Origin of the sequence: Dactylosporangium sp. NPDC049742 (genome assembly GCF_040674675.1) — a bacterium.
GTDB classification, from domain to species: domain Bacteria; phylum Actinomycetota; class Actinomycetes; order Mycobacteriales; family Micromonosporaceae; genus Dactylosporangium; species Dactylosporangium maewongense.
Genome location: NZ_JBFANF010000026.1, coordinates 74,147 through 92,652, shown reverse-complemented (window position 1 = coordinate 92,652; position 18,506 = coordinate 74,147). Strand labels below are relative to the sequence as shown.

Annotated in this window: 14 protein-coding genes and 2 tRNA genes; 11 read left to right on the top strand and 5 right to left on the bottom strand. The window is 73.3% G+C overall.

The features are described 5' to 3' along the window. Positions 1-182 precede the first annotated feature (182 nt). The 5 genes from AB0J72_RS29025 to AB0J72_RS29005 all read right to left on the bottom strand — a co-directional run bounded on the left by AB0J72_RS29025 (position 183) and on the right by AB0J72_RS29005 (position 8,383). On the bottom strand, positions 183-758 hold the full coding sequence (locus tag AB0J72_RS29025; RefSeq protein WP_363403981.1) for an ATP-dependent Clp protease proteolytic subunit: 576 nt from the start codon (positions 756-758) through the stop codon (positions 183-185). Between the two features lie 403 nt (positions 759-1,161). Then, positions 1,162-3,039, bottom strand: coding sequence for a propionyl-CoA synthetase (locus AB0J72_RS29020; protein WP_363403979.1), 1,878 nt, complete (start codon positions 3,037-3,039; stop codon positions 1,162-1,164). A gap of 10 nt (positions 3,040-3,049) precedes the next feature. Beyond that, positions 3,050-3,328 carry a DUF6295 family protein gene (locus AB0J72_RS29015; RefSeq protein WP_344503351.1) on the bottom strand — a complete coding sequence of 93 codons (279 nt, stop codon included), beginning with the start codon at positions 3,326-3,328 and terminating at the stop codon, positions 3,050-3,052. Between the two features lie 2 nt (positions 3,329-3,330). Then, on the bottom strand, positions 3,331-4,080 hold the full coding sequence (locus tag AB0J72_RS29010; RefSeq protein WP_363403977.1) for a dienelactone hydrolase family protein: 750 nt from the start codon (positions 4,078-4,080) through the stop codon (positions 3,331-3,333). Between the two features lie 1,738 nt (positions 4,081-5,818). Further along, positions 5,819-8,383, bottom strand: coding sequence for an FHA domain-containing protein (locus AB0J72_RS29005; RefSeq protein ID WP_363403975.1), 2,565 nt, complete (start codon positions 8,381-8,383; stop codon positions 5,819-5,821). A gap of 106 nt (positions 8,384-8,489) precedes the next feature. On the opposite strand from AB0J72_RS29005, the gene AB0J72_RS29000 reads away from it, so the two are divergent. The 11 genes from AB0J72_RS29000 (at position 8,490) to AB0J72_RS28950 (ending at position 18,339) form a co-directional block, all read left to right on the top strand. Then, the gene (locus AB0J72_RS29000; RefSeq protein WP_363403974.1) at positions 8,490-9,662 is read left to right on the top strand and encodes a S8/S53 family peptidase; all 1,173 of its coding nucleotides are present in this window, start codon (positions 8,490-8,492) and stop codon (positions 9,660-9,662) included. A 130-nt stretch (positions 9,663-9,792) separates the two neighbouring features. Continuing rightward, positions 9,793-10,362, top strand: a complete 570-nt coding sequence (locus AB0J72_RS28995; protein ID WP_363403972.1) for a sigma-70 family RNA polymerase sigma factor — start codon at positions 9,793-9,795, stop codon at positions 10,360-10,362. A gap of 61 nt (positions 10,363-10,423) precedes the next feature. Beyond that, on the top strand, positions 10,424-10,870 hold the full coding sequence (locus AB0J72_RS28990) for a hypothetical protein (RefSeq protein ID WP_363403970.1): 447 nt from the start codon (positions 10,424-10,426) through the stop codon (positions 10,868-10,870). A 50-nt stretch (positions 10,871-10,920) separates the two neighbouring features. Then, positions 10,921-11,328, top strand: coding sequence for a VOC family protein (locus AB0J72_RS28985; protein WP_363403968.1), 408 nt, complete (start codon positions 10,921-10,923; stop codon positions 11,326-11,328). Next, positions 11,319-11,391: transfer RNA gene (locus AB0J72_RS28980), tRNA-Ala, on the top strand. The genes AB0J72_RS28985 and AB0J72_RS28980 overlap by 10 nt, the downstream gene beginning before the upstream one ends. A 21-nt stretch (positions 11,392-11,412) precedes the next feature. Beyond that, positions 11,413-11,488, top strand: a tRNA-Gly gene (locus tag AB0J72_RS28975). Between the two features lie 35 nt (positions 11,489-11,523). Beyond that, positions 11,524-12,795, top strand: a complete 1,272-nt coding sequence (locus AB0J72_RS28970) for an SDR family oxidoreductase (protein ID WP_363403966.1) — start codon at positions 11,524-11,526, stop codon at positions 12,793-12,795. Next, a complete protein-coding gene (locus AB0J72_RS28965; RefSeq protein ID WP_363403964.1) occupies positions 12,789-13,910 on the top strand; it encodes a gala protein in 1,122 nt (373 codons plus the stop codon). The genes AB0J72_RS28970 and AB0J72_RS28965 overlap by 7 nt, the downstream gene beginning before the upstream one ends. Next, positions 13,907-15,505: an ankyrin repeat domain-containing protein gene (locus AB0J72_RS28960; protein ID WP_363403962.1), complete on the top strand. Its 1,599-nt coding sequence runs from the start codon at positions 13,907-13,909 to the stop codon at positions 15,503-15,505. Before AB0J72_RS28965 ends, AB0J72_RS28960 begins: the two co-directional genes overlap by 4 nt. After that, positions 15,502-16,923 (top strand): hypothetical protein, encoded by a 1,422-nt coding sequence (locus AB0J72_RS28955; protein ID WP_363403960.1) that lies wholly within the window; start codon positions 15,502-15,504, stop codon positions 16,921-16,923. Before AB0J72_RS28960 ends, AB0J72_RS28955 begins: the two co-directional genes overlap by 4 nt. A gap of 27 nt (positions 16,924-16,950) precedes the next feature. Next, complete coding sequence (locus AB0J72_RS28950; protein WP_363403958.1) at positions 16,951-18,339, top strand: hypothetical protein; 1,389 nt, start codon at positions 16,951-16,953, stop codon at positions 18,337-18,339. Positions 18,340-18,506: the final 167 nt, after the last annotated feature.

Below are 18,506 nucleotides of genomic sequence, written 5' to 3'. Positions count from 1 at the left end.
CGAGCCCGTGCGGAGCTGACCCGCCCTGAGCTGGACCTCACGCCCGAGCCGAACGAGCCCAACCTCGCCCCGAACCGGCTCGACCTGCCGTGGGCGGACCGGTCCGCGCGGCCCTGGCCCGTTGCGCGACGTTGCCTCTGCGGGGCGGGTCGGCGTGGGCCAGGGCGGCGACGGTGGGTGGGTCAGCTCACCGCGAGCTGCTCCGCTCCCGCGACGACCTTGTCCACGAAGCCGTAGTCGACGGCCTCCTGAGCGGTGAACCAGCGGTCGCGGTCGGAGTCGGCCTCGATCTGCTCATACGTCTGGCCGGTGTGCTCGGCGATCAGGCGCTGCATGGTCTTCTTCGTGAAGAGCATCTGCTCGGCCTGGATGGCGATGTCGGAGGCGGTGCCGCCGATGCCGCCGGAGGGCTGGTGCATCATCACGCGGGAGTGGGGCAGGGCGTAGCGCTTGCCGGGGGTGCCGGCGCTGAGCAGGAACTGGCCCATCGAGGCGGCCATGCCCATCACGACGGTCGAGACGTCGTTGGGGACGAAGCGCATGGTGTCGTAGATGGCCAGGCCGGCGCTGATGACGCCGCCCGGGGAGTTGATCCAGAAGCTGATGTCCTTCTCGTTGTCCTCAGCGGCGAGGAGGATCAGCTGGCCGCAGATGCGGTTGGCGCTCTCGTCGTTGACCTCGGTGCCGAGCACGATGATGCGCTTGGTGAGCAGCCGGTCGAACACCGCGCTGTCGAAGGGGATCTGCGTGTCTGCCATGAGCGGCGTCCTTTCCCGGGGCTTTCCTCGACCGTAGTGATCGCACCCCGGGAAGGGAGCCCTGGTTCGCTGTGAGCGTGTTCGCTGTCAGCGTGCTCGATGCACGCCAAATGATGATATTTCCGGTTTAGCGGGCGCGGAGCGCCTGATAAACCGGAAATAGCGCGAGCGCACCACCCGACAGGCCGGAATCGCGTGGGCGCGGAGCACCTGCCAGAGCCGGCAACGCGCGGGCGCGGAGCACCTGCCAGAGCCGGCAACGCGCGGGCGCGGAGTGCCTGACAGAGCCGGAAGCGCGGGAGCGCAGCATCTGGCCGAGCCGAAAGCGCGAGAGCGCAGCGCCTGGCAGCGCCGGAAGCACACGGAGGAAGAGCCCCGGTAAAGCCGGAATACAACGGGACGCTCATTCGGGGCGCAGGATCGGGCGCAGGGTGTCCAGGACCGACGGGTCCTCGATCGTGGAGGGGACCGCCGGGTCGGCGCCGGCGGCGATGCCGCGCATCGTCTTGCGCAGGATCTTGCCGGAGCGGGTCTTCGGCAGCGCCGGCACGACCTGCACGCGGCGCAGGGAGGCTACCGCGCCGATGCGCTGGCGTACCGACGCGACCAGCTCCTGCTCGATGACCTCGTGCTCGGTGTCGATGCCCGCCTTCAGCACCACGAACCCGCGTGGCACCTGCCCCTTGAGCTCGTCGTCGACGCCGATGACCGCGCATTCGGCGACGGCCGGGTGGGCGGCCAGGACCTCCTCCATGGAGCCCGTGGACAGCCGGTGCCCGGCGACGTTGATGACGTCGTCGGTGCGGCCCATGACGTAGAGGTAGCCGTCGTCGTCGAACCGGCCGCCGTCGCCGGTCAGATAGACGTCGGGGAACGCGCTCAGGTACGACTCGACGAACCGCTCGTCGTCGTGCCACAGCGTCGGCAGGCAGCCCGGCGGCAGCGGCAGGCCGATGACGATCGCGCCGTCGGCGCCGGCCGGGGCGGGCGTGCCGTCCGGCTGCAGGACCCGCACGTCGAAGCCCGGCACCGGCACCGACGGCGAGCCCGCCTTCGTCGGCATCGGCTCCAGGCCGCGCAGGTTCGCCGCGACCGGCCAGCCGGTCTCCGTCTGCCACCAGTGGTCGACCACGGGGACGCCGAGGGTGGCGCCGGCCCACTCGTAGGTCTGCGGGTCGAGCCGCTCCCCCGCCAGGAACAGCGTCCGGAGCGAGTCCGTCCTGTACCGGGCGGCGAAGCTGCCCGACGGGTCCTCCTTGCGGATCGCGCGGATCGCGGTCGGCGCGGTGAACAGGGCCGTCACGCCGTGCTGCTCGATGACCCGGAAGAACGCGCCCGCGTCCGGGGTGCCGACGGGTTTGCCCTCGTACAGGACGGTCGTGGCGCCGGCGAGCAGCGGGCCGTAGACGATGTACGAGTGGCCGACGACCCATCCCACGTCGGACGCCGCCCAGAACACGTCGCCGGGTCCGGTGGCGTACACGTTGGCCATCGACCAGGTCAGCGCGACGGCGTGCCCGCCGTTGTCGCGCACGATGCCCTTCGGCCGGCCCGTCGTGCCGGACGTGTACAGGATGTACAGGGGGTCGGTGGCGGCCACCGGTACACACGCCGCCTCCACCGCACCGTCGAGGGCGTCCTCCCAGGTCAGGTCGCAGTCCTGCAGCACGCCGGGGGCCTGCGGCCGCTGGAGGACGACGCAGCGGTCGGGCCGGTGGGTGGCCTCGGCGAGCGCCGCGTCCAGCAGCGGCTTGTACTCCACGACGCGGCTGCCCTCGATCCCGCACGACGTCGCGACGACCACCTTCGGCCGGGCGTCGTCGATGCGGGCGGCGAGCTCCTTCGGCCCGAACCCCCCGAACACGACCGAGTGCACCGCGCCGAGCCGCGCGCACGCGAGCATCGTGATGACCGCCTCCGGAACCATCGCCATGTAGACGACGACCCGGTCCCCCTTCTCGACCCCCAGCTCGCGCAGCGCTCCCGCGCACCTGGCGACCTCGTGTCTGAGTTCGCGCCAGGTGTACGAGCGGAGCGTGCCCGTCACAGGACTGTCGTAGATGAGGGCCGTCTCGTCGGCGCGCCCGGCGGCGACGTGCCGATCGACGGCGTTGTAGCAGGTGTTGAGCTCCGCGTCGGGGAACCAGCGGTAGAACGGCGGGCGGTCGCCGTCCAGCACCCGCATCGGCATGCGGTCCCAGTCGACCCCGGCGGCGGCGTCCCGCCAGAAGCCGTCGGGGTCGGTGAGGCTGCGCTCGTACGTGTCGCGATAGGCGCCCATCCCTCGATGCTTACACCGGAGCGCTCCGGCTGGCCAGGCCTGCCGGGGCATGGTCGAGCGCGGCCTGGATCGCCGCCACCAGCGCCCTGGCCGCCTCCTCGGTCAGCTCGACCGCGACCCGCGCCGCCGGCCCCCGCGCCGGGTCCGCGAAGTCGATGTTGAGCGTGTGCCCGAACGGCGCGTGGTGCGGGTGGTCGACGTACACCGCCGCCCGCGTCACCCCGAACCAGCCGTCCGGCCCTTTCGCGCTGCCCTCGATCTCGACGGTCTCGGTGTCGTACGTGCACATGCTCAGACCTCCAGCCGCTTGCCGTCGAGGTGCCGGTCGAAGAACGCGAAGATCCGCTTCCACCCGTCGACCGCCGCCTGCTGCCGGTACCCCGGCCGGTCCGGCGAGAAGAACCCGTGCCCCGCCCCCTCGTAACTGTGCCGCTCGAACTGCTTGCCGTGCTCGGCGAGGATCCCGGCGAGCCGCTCGACCTCCGCCGGCGCGGGGTTCCTGTCGTCGTCGCCGAACAGCCCGAGCACCGGACACCCGAGGTCAGGCAGCCGATCCTTGATCGACGTCATCTTCAGCCCCGTCGACGCCGCCGGCGGCTCCAACGCGAACGCCCCGTAACAGTCCACCGCCGCGTCCAGCGGCATCGCCGTCGCGACCAGCAGCGCCTGCCGCCCACCCGAGCAGTGCCCGATCACCCCGACCTTGCCGTTGTGCCCGTCCATCGCCCGCAACGCGTCCGCCGCGGTCCGCACGTCCTTGATGATCTGCTCGTCCGGAATCCCGCCCTGCCCCCGCACGAACGCCGAAGCATCATCCGGCGACGCCCCCGGCGCCTCCCGCCAGAACAGGTTGGGGCAGATCGCGAGGTACCCGTTCACCGCGAACCGCCGCACCATCTCCTTCGTCGACTCGTCCCACCCCGGCAGGTGATGAATCACCACAACCCCCGGAAACGCCCCCGGCCCAACCGGCCGGGCCTGGTAGGCCTGGATCTTCTCGTCACCGACGTGCACCGTCTCGGCACGGATCGCATCAGACATACCCCCAACGTACTGCCGCACCCCCTCCTCTCAACGCCACCGCCCGCCGTGGTGATCAAGGGAGAATCCCGGCCGCGGTGACACCCAGATCCGTCCTTCGATCTACGCCCCCACCACCCGCCACGACCACCGCCACCACACAGGACACGCTGACGAACCCGCACTCCCCCAACACGAGACCACGCCCCCACGCCGAGTGTGACGAATCAGCCTAAACAGCGCACTGTCAACCAAAGGTCCAGCGCAGTGCGGAACAGACGGAGCAGCACGGCCCAGCACAGCGCAGCTCTGTGCGGGACGGCACGGATCAAATCGAAGTTGCACAGGCCAGACCACGCGGGTTGCCCCGCGCCGCCCGGCCGACGCTGCCACAGGTCGCTGCCCGGCCGACGCCCCCAAGTCGTGCGCCTAGCCGCCGGGCGGCTACAGGTGCCACAAACCGAACCCGGGCGACGCAGGTCGAAGCCGGACACCGATCCGGCAAACACCGCACAGGGCGAAGCGGCGACCGACAAAGCGGCGCGACGGCCAGAGCCACGCCCAGAGCCACGCAGCAGCCGGCTGAGCAAGTTCACCTGTAGCCACACATCGACCGGCGACGCGACGGCCAGGTAAACAACGCCGCACCCGAGCGGAGTCACGGCGGCTGTATCCGGAGGCAGCCGCCGACCACGGCGAGGGCTTCGGGCGACATGACTCCGCCCGCGGCACCCGACACCGCCGCACCCAGCCGCGCGACGCCGTGTTTGACCGCAGCCGGCCGAAGAGCCACGCAACGGCCAGCCAGAGCCACGTCCAGCCGGAGCCACGCAACGGCCAGCGACGCGACGCGGCGGCCGGGTGAGCAACGCCGCACCCGAGCGGAGTCATACGGCGGCTGCGGCCGAAGGCAGCTCACCGACCACGGCGAGGGCGCCAGGCGAAGTGACTCCGCCCGCGGCACCCAGCACCGCCGCGCCCAAGCCAGAGCCACACCTCGGCCGACAAAGCGCGACGACCAGCCAAGCCACGCCCGGCCAGAGTCACACAGCGGCCGACGAAGCGGCGCGACGTCCAACCAAGCCACGCTCAGCCAGCGCCGCCCAGCCAGAGCCACCCCCAGTCGGAGCCACGCAGCGACCAGCGACGCGACGCGGCGGCCGGGTGAGCAACGCCGCACCTGGGCGGAGTCACACGGCCGCCACGCCCGGAGGCGGCTCACCGACCACGGCGAGGGCGGCGGGCGAAGTGACTCCGCCCGCGGCACCCAGCACCGCCGCACCCAGCCACGCCACGCGGTAGTTGACGGCAGCCGGCCGAAGAGACACGCAATGGCCAACCAAGCCACGCCACACCACACTCAAGCCACACAGCGGCCAACAAAGCGCGCGACGGCCAACCAAGTCACGCCCGGCCAGAGTCACACAGCGGCCGACGAAGCGGCGCGGCCCTCGACCAGAGCCACGCCGAACCAGGGCCACACGCCCAGCCGGAGCCGCGCAGCGGCCAGCGACGCGACGCGGCGGCTGGGTGAGCGGCGCCGCACCCAGGCGGAGTCACACGACGGCTGCGTCCGGAGGCTGCTCACCGACCGCGGCGAGGGCGGCGGGCGACATGGCTTTGCCCGGCCCCGCCTCACCCAGGCCCGCCAACCATTGCGCGGCGCGGCTGGGCGCGGCTGGGCGCGGCGGGGCTGGGTGGGGGGCGGTGGGGCAGCGAGTGGAGTGGATGGGATGGACGGCGGGGCTTGGGTTGGGGGTTACTGGCGGCCGGGTTCCAGGCGGCGGAGGGCCAGGCGGGCCAGGGCGATCAGAGCGGTGATGTGGAGCAGGAGGATCAGGACCGAGCGCCACCAGGCGCCGGTGTTGTGGGCCCAGAGGGTGTCGTCGAAGGGGATCATCGACGTGAGGTCGACGGTGGAGGCGCCGGCGGCCAGGCCCCAGCGGGTGGGGAAGAGCCAGGCGATCTGCTGGAGGACGGTCTGGCCTTGGAGCTCGAAGAGGCCGCCGGAGAGGACGAGCTGGGCCATCACGACCACGACCAGGACGGGGGTGGTCTGCTCGGTGGTCTTGGCGAGGGCGCTGACGAGCAGGCCGAACGCCATGGAGGCGAGGGCGACCAGGGCGACGGGGATGCTGATCTCCAGGAGCCAGTGCTCGGGGAAGATCAGGGGGGCCTTGGGCGGGTTCTTGCCGAGGAGGGCCAGCCAGGTGAAGAGGGCCGTCTGGGCGACGATGATGATGGAGAAGACGAAGACCTTCGAAGCGAGGTAGGCGCCCGCGGAGAGGCCGACGGCGCGTTCGCGCTTGTAGATGGTGGCCTCGTTGACGATCTCGCGGATCGCGGCGGCGGTGCCCAGGAAGGCGGCGCCGACGGCCAGGACCACCAGGAGGCGCTGGGCCTCGAGGCTGATTCTGCCCGTGCCCGGGGCGAGACCGTTGTCACCGGGGACGGTGCGGGTCAGCAGGGCCAGGGCGAGCGGCAGACCCAAGGTGAACAGGGCAAGGCCGCGGTCGGCGCCGATGACCCAGAACATGCGCAGGCACAGGGTGAGGAACTGCCGGACCGGGGCCGCCGGGTGCAGGGCCCTGCTGCGCAGTGACGCGCCGCCGAGCTTGACCCGCGCCCGCCCGACCGCCCGCGCCGGTTTCCCCGCAGGCGAGGCCGGCGCAGCAGAAGCAGCAGAAGCAGCGGACGAAGCGGGAGCAGCAGACGAAGCAGCCGGAGCGGGAGCAGGCCGCTGCGGCATGGTCTGCTCAGCAGTCGGCGACTCGACAACGCCCCCGGCGGCGGGCTCCGAAGCAGCCGGGTCACGGGGCTTCGGGACGGTGACCCGCTCGACCGCGGCGGGCTTCGGCAGCGGCGCCTCGGCGATCTGGGCCGTCACGTACTTCGTGTAGAGCTCCGAGCTGCGATACGTCCGCATCCAGTGGTCGGCGTTGGTGGTGACCTCGCGGAACACCTCGGCGTAGTCCTCGGCGCCGAAGAAGGAGAGCAGCTCGCCGGGCGGGCCGAAATAGCCCATGCGGCCGCCGACGGTCAGGACGAGGACGCGGTCGCACAGGTCGAGGTGCATGACGTTGTGGGTCACGACGGCCACGGTGCGGCCCTTGTCGGCGAGGTCGCGGAGCTCCTCCATGACCTCCTTGTCGAGCGCCGGGTCGAGGCCCGACGTCGGCTCGTCGAGGAACAGCAGCGACGGCTCGGTCAGCAGCTCCAGCGCGACCGAGACGCGCTTGCGCTGGCCGCCGGAGAGCTTGTCGATGCGCATCTTGGCGCGCTCGGTGAGGTTGAGGGTGCGCAGCACCTCGGCGACGCGGACGCGGCGCTCCTTGCGCGGCACGTCGTCGGCGAAGCGCAGCGCGGCGGCGAAGCGCAGGGCGCGGCGGACCGTGAGCTGGCGGTGCAGGACATCGTCCTGCGGGACCATGCCGATGCGGTAGCGCAGCTCGGCATAGTCGGCATAGAGGTCGCGGCCGTCATAGCGGACCGTGCCCTGGGTGGCGGGCCGCAGCCCGGCGACGGCCTTGATCAGGGTCGACTTGCCGCAGCCGGAGGGGCCGATGACGCCGAGCAGGCTGCCCTCCGCCAGGGCGAAGCTGACGTCGTCGAGCAGGATCGCGTCCTTGATGCGCACGGTGAGGTCGTCGGCGATGAGGGAGGACGGGCCGGCGTCCTCGAACTCGTGCAGGCGCATCCCGTCGAAGATGAACTCGTGCCGGCCGATGGAGATCATGTCGCCGGGCTGCATCGCCTGGCGGGTGACCTGCTTGCCGTTGTGGAACGTGCCGTTGCGGCTGCCGAGGTCGACGACCTCGTAGCCGGTCGGGGTGCGGCGCAGCTCGGCGTGGTTGCGCGAGGTGCGCAGGTCGGTGAGGACGATGTCGTTGTCAGGGCCGCGGCCGAGGCGGATCAGCGCCGCCGCGTCGTGCAGGGCGGCCTCCCGCTGCGCCGGGGGCTGGGCGGCGGGGACCGGCTCGGTGATCGTGATGACCTTGAACGAGACCTTGGGACCGTCGGCGGCGCCGAGGTGCACCGCTCCCCCGTCGACGGCGGCGACGAAGGCGGCCTTCTCCCCGTCGACATACGTCCCGTTGCGGCTGCCGAGGTCGCGCAGGAACCAACCGTCATCGTTCCAGATCACCTCGGCGTGCCGGCGGGAGATCAGGGTGCCCTCGACGACCAGGTCGTTGGCCGCGTCGCGGCCGATGGTCACGGTGTCGTCGGGCCGCACCAGTGACCGCGCCTCACCGGCGGGGCCGGTGACGGTCACTTCGAGGACGGTGAGCTCGCGGGTCACGGTCTGCTGGTCATTGCTCGCCACGGCCATCATCATGCCGCCCACGTACGACAGAAAACAGCCGGGGATTCTTGTATCAGGAAGCCGACTTCCTCCCTCTAGTTTCCAGACCACGTGAGGAGGAGAGCCCATGGCACCAGCGGACGCCCGTTCGGAGCAGTGGCGGTCGCGTCGCGCCCGCAGGCTCGCCGGGCTGGGGTGGGTGCGTCGCGAGGACCGGGCGGACGGCACTCCGGTGCGGTTCGTCGCGGACGAGCTCCTGGTGCTCGACGACCACTTCGCCACCGCTCGTCAGGCGTTCATGGAGCAGGGCTTCACCGTCCGGGACATCGTGGAGGAGGGGGATGTCCCGGAAGGGTTCCGGCGGGTGCGGTTGCCTGGCCTGGACGTCGCGCGTGCCGCGAGGCGGGTGCGGGTCCAGGCCGAGGCGGCCGGTGACACCAGGGTGGCCGCCGGGCCGAATCACGTGTTCGTGTCGACGCCGTTCGAGCACGCGGGGCCGTATGGCCCGCCGCGGCCGGCGGCGCCGGGGCGCCTCACGGTGCGTGACCGTGCGGTGCCGGAGGTCGGGGTGCTGGTGCTGGACACCGGGGTGTGGCTCAACAGCCCGCTGCCCAAGGACCGGTATGTCACCGACGACTTCGAGTCCAGCATCCAGGGCGACGACGAGGTGCGCGACGGTGACGTCGGGCACGCCAACTTCGTCGCCGGGGTGCTGGTCGCCAGGTCCGCACACGTCCGGCCACGGGTGGTGAGGATCGTCGACACGCACGGGGTGTGCCGGGAGACCGACCTGATCGCGGGGCTCCGGCAGGCGTACGACCATCAGATCATCAACCTGTCGCTGGGCGGTTACACGCTCGACGACCGGCCGCCGGTCCTGCTGACGGCGGCGCTGACGGAACTGCTGGGCAGCGGCGACCGGGTGGTGGTCGCCGCGGCCGGCAACGACGGGCAGCACGACCGGCCGTTCTGGCCGGCGGCGTATGCGGGGACCAGCGTGTCGTGGCGGCGGCGGATGGTCGCGGTCGCGGCGCACGACGGCCGGCGGATCAGCGACTGGAGCAACACCGGCACGTGGATCACGCTCGTGGCGCCGGGCGCCGACGTCACCAGCACGTTCGTGCACCACGAGGACTTCGGCGACGGCTGGGCGCGGTGGAGCGGGACCTCGTTCGCCGCGCCGTTCGTCGCGGCGGCGATCGCCGACGCGTTACCCGGTGCCGGCTCGGCCCGGCTGGCGGCGGAGGCGGTGATCGCCGGCGCGTCCCGCCGGTATGGCCGCTACGCGGGGCTGGCGTGATCGCATGCGCCACGGCAGGGGACAGCGGTGCCACACCGGGAGCATTACCAGGGGGAGGGGGGTGACGGGGTGCGGCACGCAGGTCGCCGCACCCCGTCACCGGCAGGGCGCGATGATAGCCTTCGAGACCATGGCTGAGCCTGAAAACGCCGAGCTCCTGAGGGCGGCCGCCACCGGCGACCAGAAGGCCTGGGAGTCCATCGTGGACAGATATGCCAACCTTGTCTGGTCGGTCGCGCGCAGCTTCCAGCTCGGCCGTTCCGACGCCGCCGACGTCAGCCAGGCGACCTGGTTGCGGCTGGTCGAGCACGTCGCCGACGTCCGGGACGCGGACCGGCTCGGCTCGTGGCTGGCCACCACCGCCCGGCGGGAGGCGCTCGCGCTGCTGCGCCGCGGCGGGCGGGACGTGCCGGCCGGCGCGGCCACCGACTTCATCGGGATCCTCGGCGGCGCGCTCGCCGGCGAGGACGAGGAGCTCGACGCGGGGGTGCTGCGCGACGAGCGGGACAAGGCGCTGTGGCACGAGTTCCGTTCGCTGTCCGGCCCCTGCCAGCAGTTGTTGCGGGTGCTCATCGCGGACCCGCCGCCGAGCTACGCCGAGGTGTCGGCGGCCCTCGACGTGCCGGTCGGCAGCATCGGACCGACCCGGCAGCGCTGCCTCGGCACGCTGCGACGCAGATTGGGCTCGACGACGACATGAGGCCACGACGGACCAAACCAGAGACACAGGCAAAGACACAGACACAGGCAGGGCCGACCCGATGATCGGGGAGGAAGAGGTGCTCAGGGCATTGCGCGAGATCGCGGGCCGTCACGACCCGGTCCCCGACGACGTGCTCGCGGCGGCCCGGGCCAGCATCGGCTGGCGTGACCCCGACGCGGCCCTGGCCGAGCTGACCGCCGACTCGGCGCGGGAGCGGCTCGTCGCGGTCCGTGGTGGCGGCTCGCCGCGGCTGCTGTCGTTCTTCGGCGGCTCGCTGACGATCGACGTGCAGGCGACGACCCGCGCGGGCGCCGTCGAGGTGGTCGGCACGGTGTCCCCCGCGGTGCCGGCCAGGATCGTCCTGGAGTCCCCGACGGGCAGCCACGAGACCGACGTCGACGACGAGGGGCGTTTCCGCTTCCAGGGTGTCGTCGCGGCGTCTGTACGACTGCGGTGCGAGCCGGCCGACGGTGCGCCCGTCCACACGGAATGGGTGCTGCTCTAAGAGGGGCAATTCGCCACGAGACGGACACATCCGGCGGTACCCTGCAAGGCATGCCGATCGATCACGTGCAGATCGTGTCCATCCCGGTGAGCGACCAGGACCGGGCACGCGACTTCTACGTCAACGCGCTGGACTGGGAGCTGGTGAGCGACAACGACTCCGGCGACCGCCGGTGGGTCGAGGTGGCCCCGAAGCACGGCCAGACCGCGTTCACGCTCGTCACCTGGTTCGAGACCATGCCCGCGGGCTCGCTGCGCGGCATCGTGCTGGACACCGACGACATCGAGAGGACCTTCGAGGAGCTGTCCGAGCGGGGCATCATCTTCGACGGACCGATCGAGGAAGGGCCGTTCTCGCGGGTCACGAGCTTCTCCGACCCCGACGGCAACACCTTTGTGCTGCACCAGCTCTACCAGCCGCGCACGAGGGTACTAAGCTACCCGCCGGCAGGGTCGTAGCGCAGAGGTCGTCGCGCCCGCTCAGCAAGCTGGAGGACGTCGGTTCGATTCCGACCGGCCCTGCCCCTCTATGCTCGTCCCCGGTGGGCCGTAGCGCAGAGGTCGACGCACCGCTTTGCCAGAGCGGAGGACGCCGGTTCGATTCCGGCCGGTCCACCCACACGCTTCCTTGCGGACAGGGGCTAGGCTCTGCCGGTGCCTCGTCTGGACCCCTCCGACGTCGCGGCGTGCCTGCGTGTGCTCGCCGCGCTCAACGGCGCGGACGACGACGACCCGTCAGCACAGGCGGTCCGTGAGGCGGTCGTCAGCTCGTACAAGAGCCGCAAAAAACACCAGAAGAGCGCGCGCAAGGCGGAGAGCGCCGCCCACGACGTGCGGGTGCTGACCAGGGGCACGGAGCAGGACGACGAGCTGCTGCGGGCCCGGCGGTGCTACGTCTGCAAGCGGCACTACCGCACGGTCAACCGGGCGTATCCGCTGATGTGCCAGCCCTGCTCGACCGGCAACACGGCCCGCCGCACGGCCCGCTGCGACCTGCGCGGCCGGCGCGCGCTCGTCACCGGCGGGCGGATCAAGATCGGCTACCAGACGGCGCTGAAGCTGCTGCGCGACGGCGCCGACGTCGTCGTCACCACGCGCTTCCCGCACGACGCGGCCCGCCGGTTCGCCGCGGAGAGCGACTTCACCGACTGGCGCGGCCGGCTGCGGGTGCACGGCGTCGACTTCCTCGACCTGCCCGCCGTCGTGGGCCTCGTCGACGCGGTCACCGAGCAGTGGGGCCACCTCGACATCCTCGTCAACAACGCGGCCCAGACCATCTCCCGGCCGTACGAGTACCACCGTTCGCTGCGGGCCGCCGAGCGGGAGGCCCTGGGGGCGGCGGTCCCCGTCGTCCCGGCGACGCAGGTCCCGGCGCTGCGCTCCACAGTGGACTACTTCCCCGCCGGCCTGGTCGACGAGACCGGTGAGCAGCTCGACCTGCGCCCCGTCAACAGCTGGGTGCTGCACCTGCACGAGGTCACCCCGCGGGAGTGGATGGAGGTGCAGGTCGTCAACGCGTTCGTGCCGTTCCTGCTCACCGCCCGGCTGCGCCCGCTGATGCTCGCCTCGCCGCACCCCGACCGGTACGTCGTGAACGTCTCGGCGATGGAGGGCAGCTTCAGCCGCCGCAACAAGACCAGCCGGCACCCGCACACCAACATGGCCAAGGCCGGCCTCAACATGCTGACCCGCACGATCGCCGAGGACTACGCCCGCGACGGCATCCACGTCACCAGCGTCGACACCGGCTGGGTCACCGACGAGCGGCCGCAGGGCACCAAGGAGGCCTTCCACGAGGCCGGCTTCCGGGTGCCGCTGGACGTCGTCGACGGCGCCGCCAGGGTGTACGACCCGATCGTCCGCGGCGTGCACGGCGACCGGATCTCCGGCGTCTTCCTCAAGGACTACCAGGTGGTGCAGTGGTAGACACCCCGGAGATCGCGTGCCCGGTGCTGGCCGTGCCGGCCGTGCCGCAGGCAGACCTCGCCGACCTGTCCCCCCTCCTCCAAAGGCTGCGCGACCCCGATCCGGTCCGGGAGACCGAGCGTTTCCCGCTCGGCACGCTGCAGCCCGACGGCCGGGTCGACCTGTGCAAGCAGGGCCTCGGCGCGGCCGGCGTCACCCAGGTCCTCGACCGGGTCGTCGGCTCCCCGCACGCCGTGCACCTGCTGCTGGGCACCAACGGGCTCGGCGCCCCGGGGACCGCCGCCCTCGCCGAGGGCCTGCCGGAAGGGCACCGGGTCGAGACGCTGTACCTCGGCTGCAACGCGATCGACGCGGCCGGCGCCGCACCGTTGTTCGAGCGGCTCGCCGCCGACGACCGGGTGCGGGCGCTGTGGCTCAAGCGCAACCCGCTCGGCGACGAGGGGGTCGCCGCGCTCGCGGAGACGCTGCGCCGCAACACGACCATCGACACCGTCGACCTCGTCAACACCGGCCTGACGACCGCGGGCCTGGCGGTGCTCGTCGACGCGCTCGCCGCCCGGCCCGCCCCGGTGACCCGGGTGTTCCTCGGCGGCAACGGCCTCGGCCCGGCGGCGGGTCCGCTCCTGCGGCGGCTGCTGCGCGACGCCGGGGTCCGCGGCCTGTTCCTGGCCGCGAACCGGCTGGGCGACGACGGCGTCCTGCCGGTCGTCGAGGCGATGCACGGCGGCGACATGACGCTGGGCCTGGGCGGCAACGGGCTCACCACGAGCACCGTCGCCGCGCTCGCGCCGCGGCTGCACCTGCTGGACAGCCTGGACCTGAGCCGGCCCCAGTCGCTGCGGGTGCTCGGCGCCACCGACAACCTGGTCGGCGACGACGGTGCCGCGCTCCTCGCCGCCGCGCTGCCCGGCACCCGGCTGCGCCGCCTCGACCTGCGCCACACCGGCGTCGGCGGCCGCGGCGCGAAGGCGCTCCTCGCGGCGCTCCCCCAGACCGCCCTGACCCGCCTCGCGCTCGGCCCGGACGTCCCGCGCCGCGTGAAACGGGCCATCAGCGCGCTGCTCCCGGCCGCCGACAGCCAGCCGGGCAGCGAGATCGTGAGCGTGTACCGGTGACGACCCTGACCCGAGCGGGCGCCGGCAACTGGCGGCGGATCCGGCGCTGGGCGACGCCCCCGTCGATGATCCGGGCGGCGACGCAGGCCCGGCTCGCCGGCGACTGGCGGGCCGCGTGCGCCGCCGCCAACGTCGACGTCGAGCTCGACGAGGGCCAGGCGAAGCAGTTCGAGGACGACCTCGCCCACTTCGCCCCGGACCTGCTGCGCTGGCACCTGCCGCGCAAACCGGCCCGCGGCGACACCCACCTGGACGCCCGGCAGGTCGTGCACCTGGCCGGCGACGGGCCGGCGCTGTACGTCGGCGGCACCCGCCTCGGGTTCGGCTCGCAGCGGCTGCGCCTGTTCGCCACCGACGAGCCGCTCGACAGCGACGACTGGGACGACTGGGAGTGGGACGACGGCCCGCGGCCGTTCCACGCGCTGCACGACTACCGGACCCGCCGGCACCTCTGGGACGCCCGCGAGTCCGGCCGGCTCCTCGAGGGCTGCGGCTGGACGCACCTGCCGTTCCACGACCCGGCCGGCCGCCCGCTGCCGGAGGCGGCGTGGGGGGACACGGAGCGGGTCCTGGCGCTGCACGACGCCGGACAGTTCCGGGAGGCGTGGCAGGCCGCCGGCGCCGACGTGCCCGAACTGCCCGACGACGGCAGCCACTGGAACACGCGGATCCTGCGGCGGCTGTGGCGCGGGTTCCTCGGCGAGCACCGCGCCGTCCTCGACGCCGCCCGCGCCCGCCGCGCCGACGCCGCCGGGATCGTCTTCGGCTGGAACTACGTGCTGAAGCTGACCGGCTTCGACGACCAGCGGCTCACCGGCGAGTGGGTGGGGACCGGCTACCGGGACCGCGACGCCGACTGGCACCTGGACGCCCGCCCGTACGAGCGGCCCATCGACGCCGAGCTCGTCCGCACCGGCACGATCCCCGTGTCGTGGCTGCACCCGCTCGTGCACGCCGCGTTCTTCCCCGAGGCCGAGGCACCCTCGCCGCGGGTGGGCGCGACGGCGGTGCCCGAGGCGCGGCTGCGCTGCCGTGACGGCGCGTGGCATCACGTACGGATGGCCGGCGGCCGCTTCGAGATCCCCCACTCCGACGAGGAGCGCCGCCGCGAGCAGGCCCTCCTCGCACTCGGCGGCGAGGTGCACGGCTGCATCGCCGCCGAACGGAACTGGCGCGAACCCCACGCGAAGCTCCCCCGTGCCCTGCACGAGCTGCGCCGCGACCTCATGCTGCGGGCCCAGCAGGGCGACCTGCCCGGCGTCGTGGAGCTGCTCGACGCGGGCGTCGACCCGCACGCCCGCGACCCGCACGGCCGGACGCTGCTGCACCACATCAGCGGCCTGATGGCGGCGCCGGACGACCTGACCCTGTTCGACCGGCTGATCGGCCTCGGGCTCGACGTCCACGCCCGCGACCGGCGGGGCATGACGCCGCTGCAGACCGCCGTGTACGACACCGGATCCGCCGACCTCGTCCGCGCCCTGCTCGCCGCCGGGGCCGACCCGGACGGCGAGGACGACAACGGCGTCTCCGTCGCCGACACCCTGGACCGGTTCGGCCGCCCCGAACTGAAAACCCTGCTGCAGTCGGGGTGAGGACGCTGCGCACGGCGCGGCGGTTCGCGGTGCCCCGCTGGATGATCGAGCGGGCGACGCGGTGCCGGCTCGCCGGGGACTGGCGCGGCGCGTGCGACGCGGCCGGCGTCGACGCCGGCCTCGACCTGACCCGGATCCGGCGCGACCACGGCGCCGCGGTCGCCGCCGCGGTCGAGGACGACCTGCTGCACCTCGCGCCGGACCTGCTGCGCTGGCACCTGTTCCAGGCACCGGCGCCTGGAGAAGGTGCCGGCCCGGTGACTCTCGCCGTGCACGGGCGGCACGCGCTGCTGGTCCGGCGGCGGCACCCCGGCACCCCCAGCCAGCGGCTCGAGCTCGATTTCGCCGAGCCCGACGGCGACCAGCGGTGCTCGCTCGACGGGGCCCGCGAGCGGTGGGACAGCCGGCGCACCGGCGAGCTGCTCGACCGGTGCGGCGGCTACGACGGGCACCTGCCGTTCCTCACCGCGTCCGGCGACCGCCTGCCGGAGGCGGCGTGGGGCGGCCCGGAGCGGATCATCGCCCTGCAGGACGCCGGCGACTGGGCCGCCGCCTGGACCCTCGCCGGGTTCGACGTCGGGCCGCTGCTCGCGACGACCGGCAAGGGGTACTGGGTCGGCAGGGCGCTGCGCGACCGCCGGCACGACCTCGCCGGGCTGCGGACCGCCGTCGCCGCCGTCTTCGCCGGAGGACGCCCCCGGGCCGGCGTCCCGCTCGGGCCCTCCCCGGACACCTCGCTGACCGTCGACGCCGACCTGCGGGTCTGGTACGGCACCTCGTCGCCCCTGCCGCCGATGGTGCCCGTCGTGCGCGCGGAACGGGCGGTGGACTTCGACCTCGTACGCCACGGGCTCCTGCCGCTGGAACACCTCCACCCGCTCGTCGGCGACGCGCTCTTCCCCGGCCTCGCCGGGCTCTTCGACGGGCCGCCCGAGACCGTCCCCGACATGGCGCCGGTCCGGGTCCGCTGCCAGGGCGAGTGGCACATCCTCGGCGGGCACGAGCACACCCCCGACGAGACCCGCCGGGAGCTGGCGCTGCGGGCGCTCGGCGGGGCGCCGCTGCGCGGGTGCTTCGCCGCCCGGGCCGGCTGGCGCGACCCCGACGCGTGGACGCCGAAGGCGCTGCGCCTGCGCCGCCGCGACATCGTGCTGCACGCCGTCAACGGCGACGGGCCGGCGATCGCCGCGTGGCTCGACGCCGGCCTCGACCCGCACCTGCGCGACCACCACGGCCGCACGCTGCTGCACCTGCTCGCGTGGCTGCCGGACCCCGGACCGGTCGTCGCGCGGCTGCGGCACGCGGGCCTCGACCCGCACGCCCGCGACAAGACCGGCCTCACCCCGCTCCGGCACGCCCTCGACCTCGGCGGCACACCCGCGGCGATCCGGGCCCTGGAGGAGCTGGGCTGCACATGACGCGGGCCCTGGTGGGGGCGGTGTTCGATGTGGCGGCGTGAGCTGGCGGCCGCGCGGTGGACGCGGCGGGTCGGGGTGCCCGCGTGGATGATCGAGGCGGTGGCCGAGCGCCGGGACGTCGGCGACTGGCGGGGCGCGTGCGCGGCGGCCCGCGTCGACCTCGACCTCGACCTGGCGGGGATCGGGCGCGGCGACGGCCGGGACGTCGCGGCGCGGGTCGAGGACGACCTGCGGCACGTCGTGCCGGACCTGCTGCGCTGGCACCTCGACCCGGCGCGGCCCGTCACCGTCCTGAACGGTTACGGCGCCCGCGCGCTGTTCGTGTCGCGGCGCGAGCCCGAGCGGTTGTCGCTGCGCTACGGCGCGGTCCCGGCCGGCTCGTCGCGGAGTTCGCTGATGTACAGCCGGGCGCTGTGGGACGGCCGGTGCACCGGCACCCTCGGCGGCGGGCGGCCGGTGCCGTTCCTCGACGGCGCGGGGAACCGGCTGCCGCCGGAGCGCTGGGGGCTCGCCGAGCACGTCATCACGCTGCAGGACGCCGGGGACTGGATCGGGGCGTGGCGGCTCGCCGGGTTCGACCTCCAGCCGCTCCTGCAGCGCCGGGCCGACCTGCGCGCGTCGGTCCGCACGCCGTCGCGGGGGCCGGCCCGCGGGACGTGGCGGCTCGACCTGACCGGCCTGCCCGCCGCGATCCGGTCGGCCGGGGCCTCGGAAGCGCTCATCGATCACGTCGACGGGGCGTACACCACCTGGATCCGCGACACGACGGTCGGCGGCTCACCCGAGGCGGCAGGGCTGCGGCTGCCGGCGCCGCTCGTCGAACGCCCCGTCGACGTCGACCTCGTCCGCCTCGGGATGCTGCCGGCGGGCGCGCTGCACCCGCTGGTCGGCGCCGCCCTCTTCCCCGGGCTGCGGTGCATGCCGCCGTCGCCGGTGCCGGACACGGGCCCCGTCCGGGTCCGCCGCGACGGTGCCTGGCGGCTCACCGAGCCTGCGGACGCGGGCTGGCACGACCCCCTGGCGGCGCTGCCGAAGCGGCTCCGGTTGCGTCATGCGGCGTTGGTACGACTGGCGCGTCACGGCGACGCCCCGGCACTGTCGGCGTGGCTGGCGGCGGGCGGCGACCCGTACTTCCGTGACGGCAACCGGCGGACGATGCTGCATCTGCTCGCGTGGGTGCCGGACGCCGAGACGCTGCTCCTCGACCTTCTCGCCGCCGGGCTCGACCTGGAGGCCCGGGACGCGGCGGGCATGACGCCGCTGCTGTTCGCGGTCGGGCACGGCGGGGCCGCGGGGACGATCCGGGCGCTGGTGACGATGGGGGCCGACGTGAACGCCGTCACGTTCGCCGGTCTCGGGTGGGCGGACCTGGCGCGGGTGTCGGGGCGGCTCGGCGAGCTGTCGTTCCTGGGGTGATCGGTCGCGCGGTTCCTGGGCTTTTGCTCGTGCGTTCCTGAGGTAGCTGGGTCGTGCGTTCATGAGGTAACTGGGTCGTGCGTTCATGAGGTAACTGGGTCGTGCGTTCATGAGGTAACTGGGTCGTGCGTTCATGAGGTAACTGGGTCGTGCGTTCATGAGGTAAC

Excerpts from the sequence above, each read along its gene's own strand:
- AB0J72_RS29025 (WP_363403981.1), bottom strand. The coding sequence starts at position 758 with ATGGCAGACACGCAGATCCCCTTCGACAGCGCGGTGTTCGACCGGCTG.
- AB0J72_RS29020 (WP_363403979.1), bottom strand. The coding sequence starts at position 3,039 with ATGGGCGCCTATCGCGACACGTACGAGCGCAGCCTCACCGACCCCGAC.
- AB0J72_RS29015 (WP_344503351.1), bottom strand. The coding sequence starts at position 3,328 with ATGTGCACGTACGACACCGAGACCGTCGAGATCGAGGGCAGCGCGAAA.
- AB0J72_RS29010 (WP_363403977.1), bottom strand. The coding sequence starts at position 4,080 with ATGTCTGATGCGATCCGTGCCGAGACGGTGCACGTCGGTGACGAGAAG.
- AB0J72_RS29000 (WP_363403974.1), top strand. The coding sequence starts at position 8,490 with ATGGCACCAGCGGACGCCCGTTCGGAGCAGTGGCGGTCGCGTCGCGCC.
- AB0J72_RS28995 (WP_363403972.1), top strand. The coding sequence starts at position 9,793 with ATGGCTGAGCCTGAAAACGCCGAGCTCCTGAGGGCGGCCGCCACCGGC.
- AB0J72_RS28990 (WP_363403970.1), top strand. The coding sequence starts at position 10,424 with ATGATCGGGGAGGAAGAGGTGCTCAGGGCATTGCGCGAGATCGCGGGC.
- AB0J72_RS28985 (WP_363403968.1), top strand. The coding sequence starts at position 10,921 with ATGCCGATCGATCACGTGCAGATCGTGTCCATCCCGGTGAGCGACCAG.
- AB0J72_RS28950 (WP_363403958.1), top strand. The coding sequence starts at position 16,951 with ATGTGGCGGCGTGAGCTGGCGGCCGCGCGGTGGACGCGGCGGGTCGGG.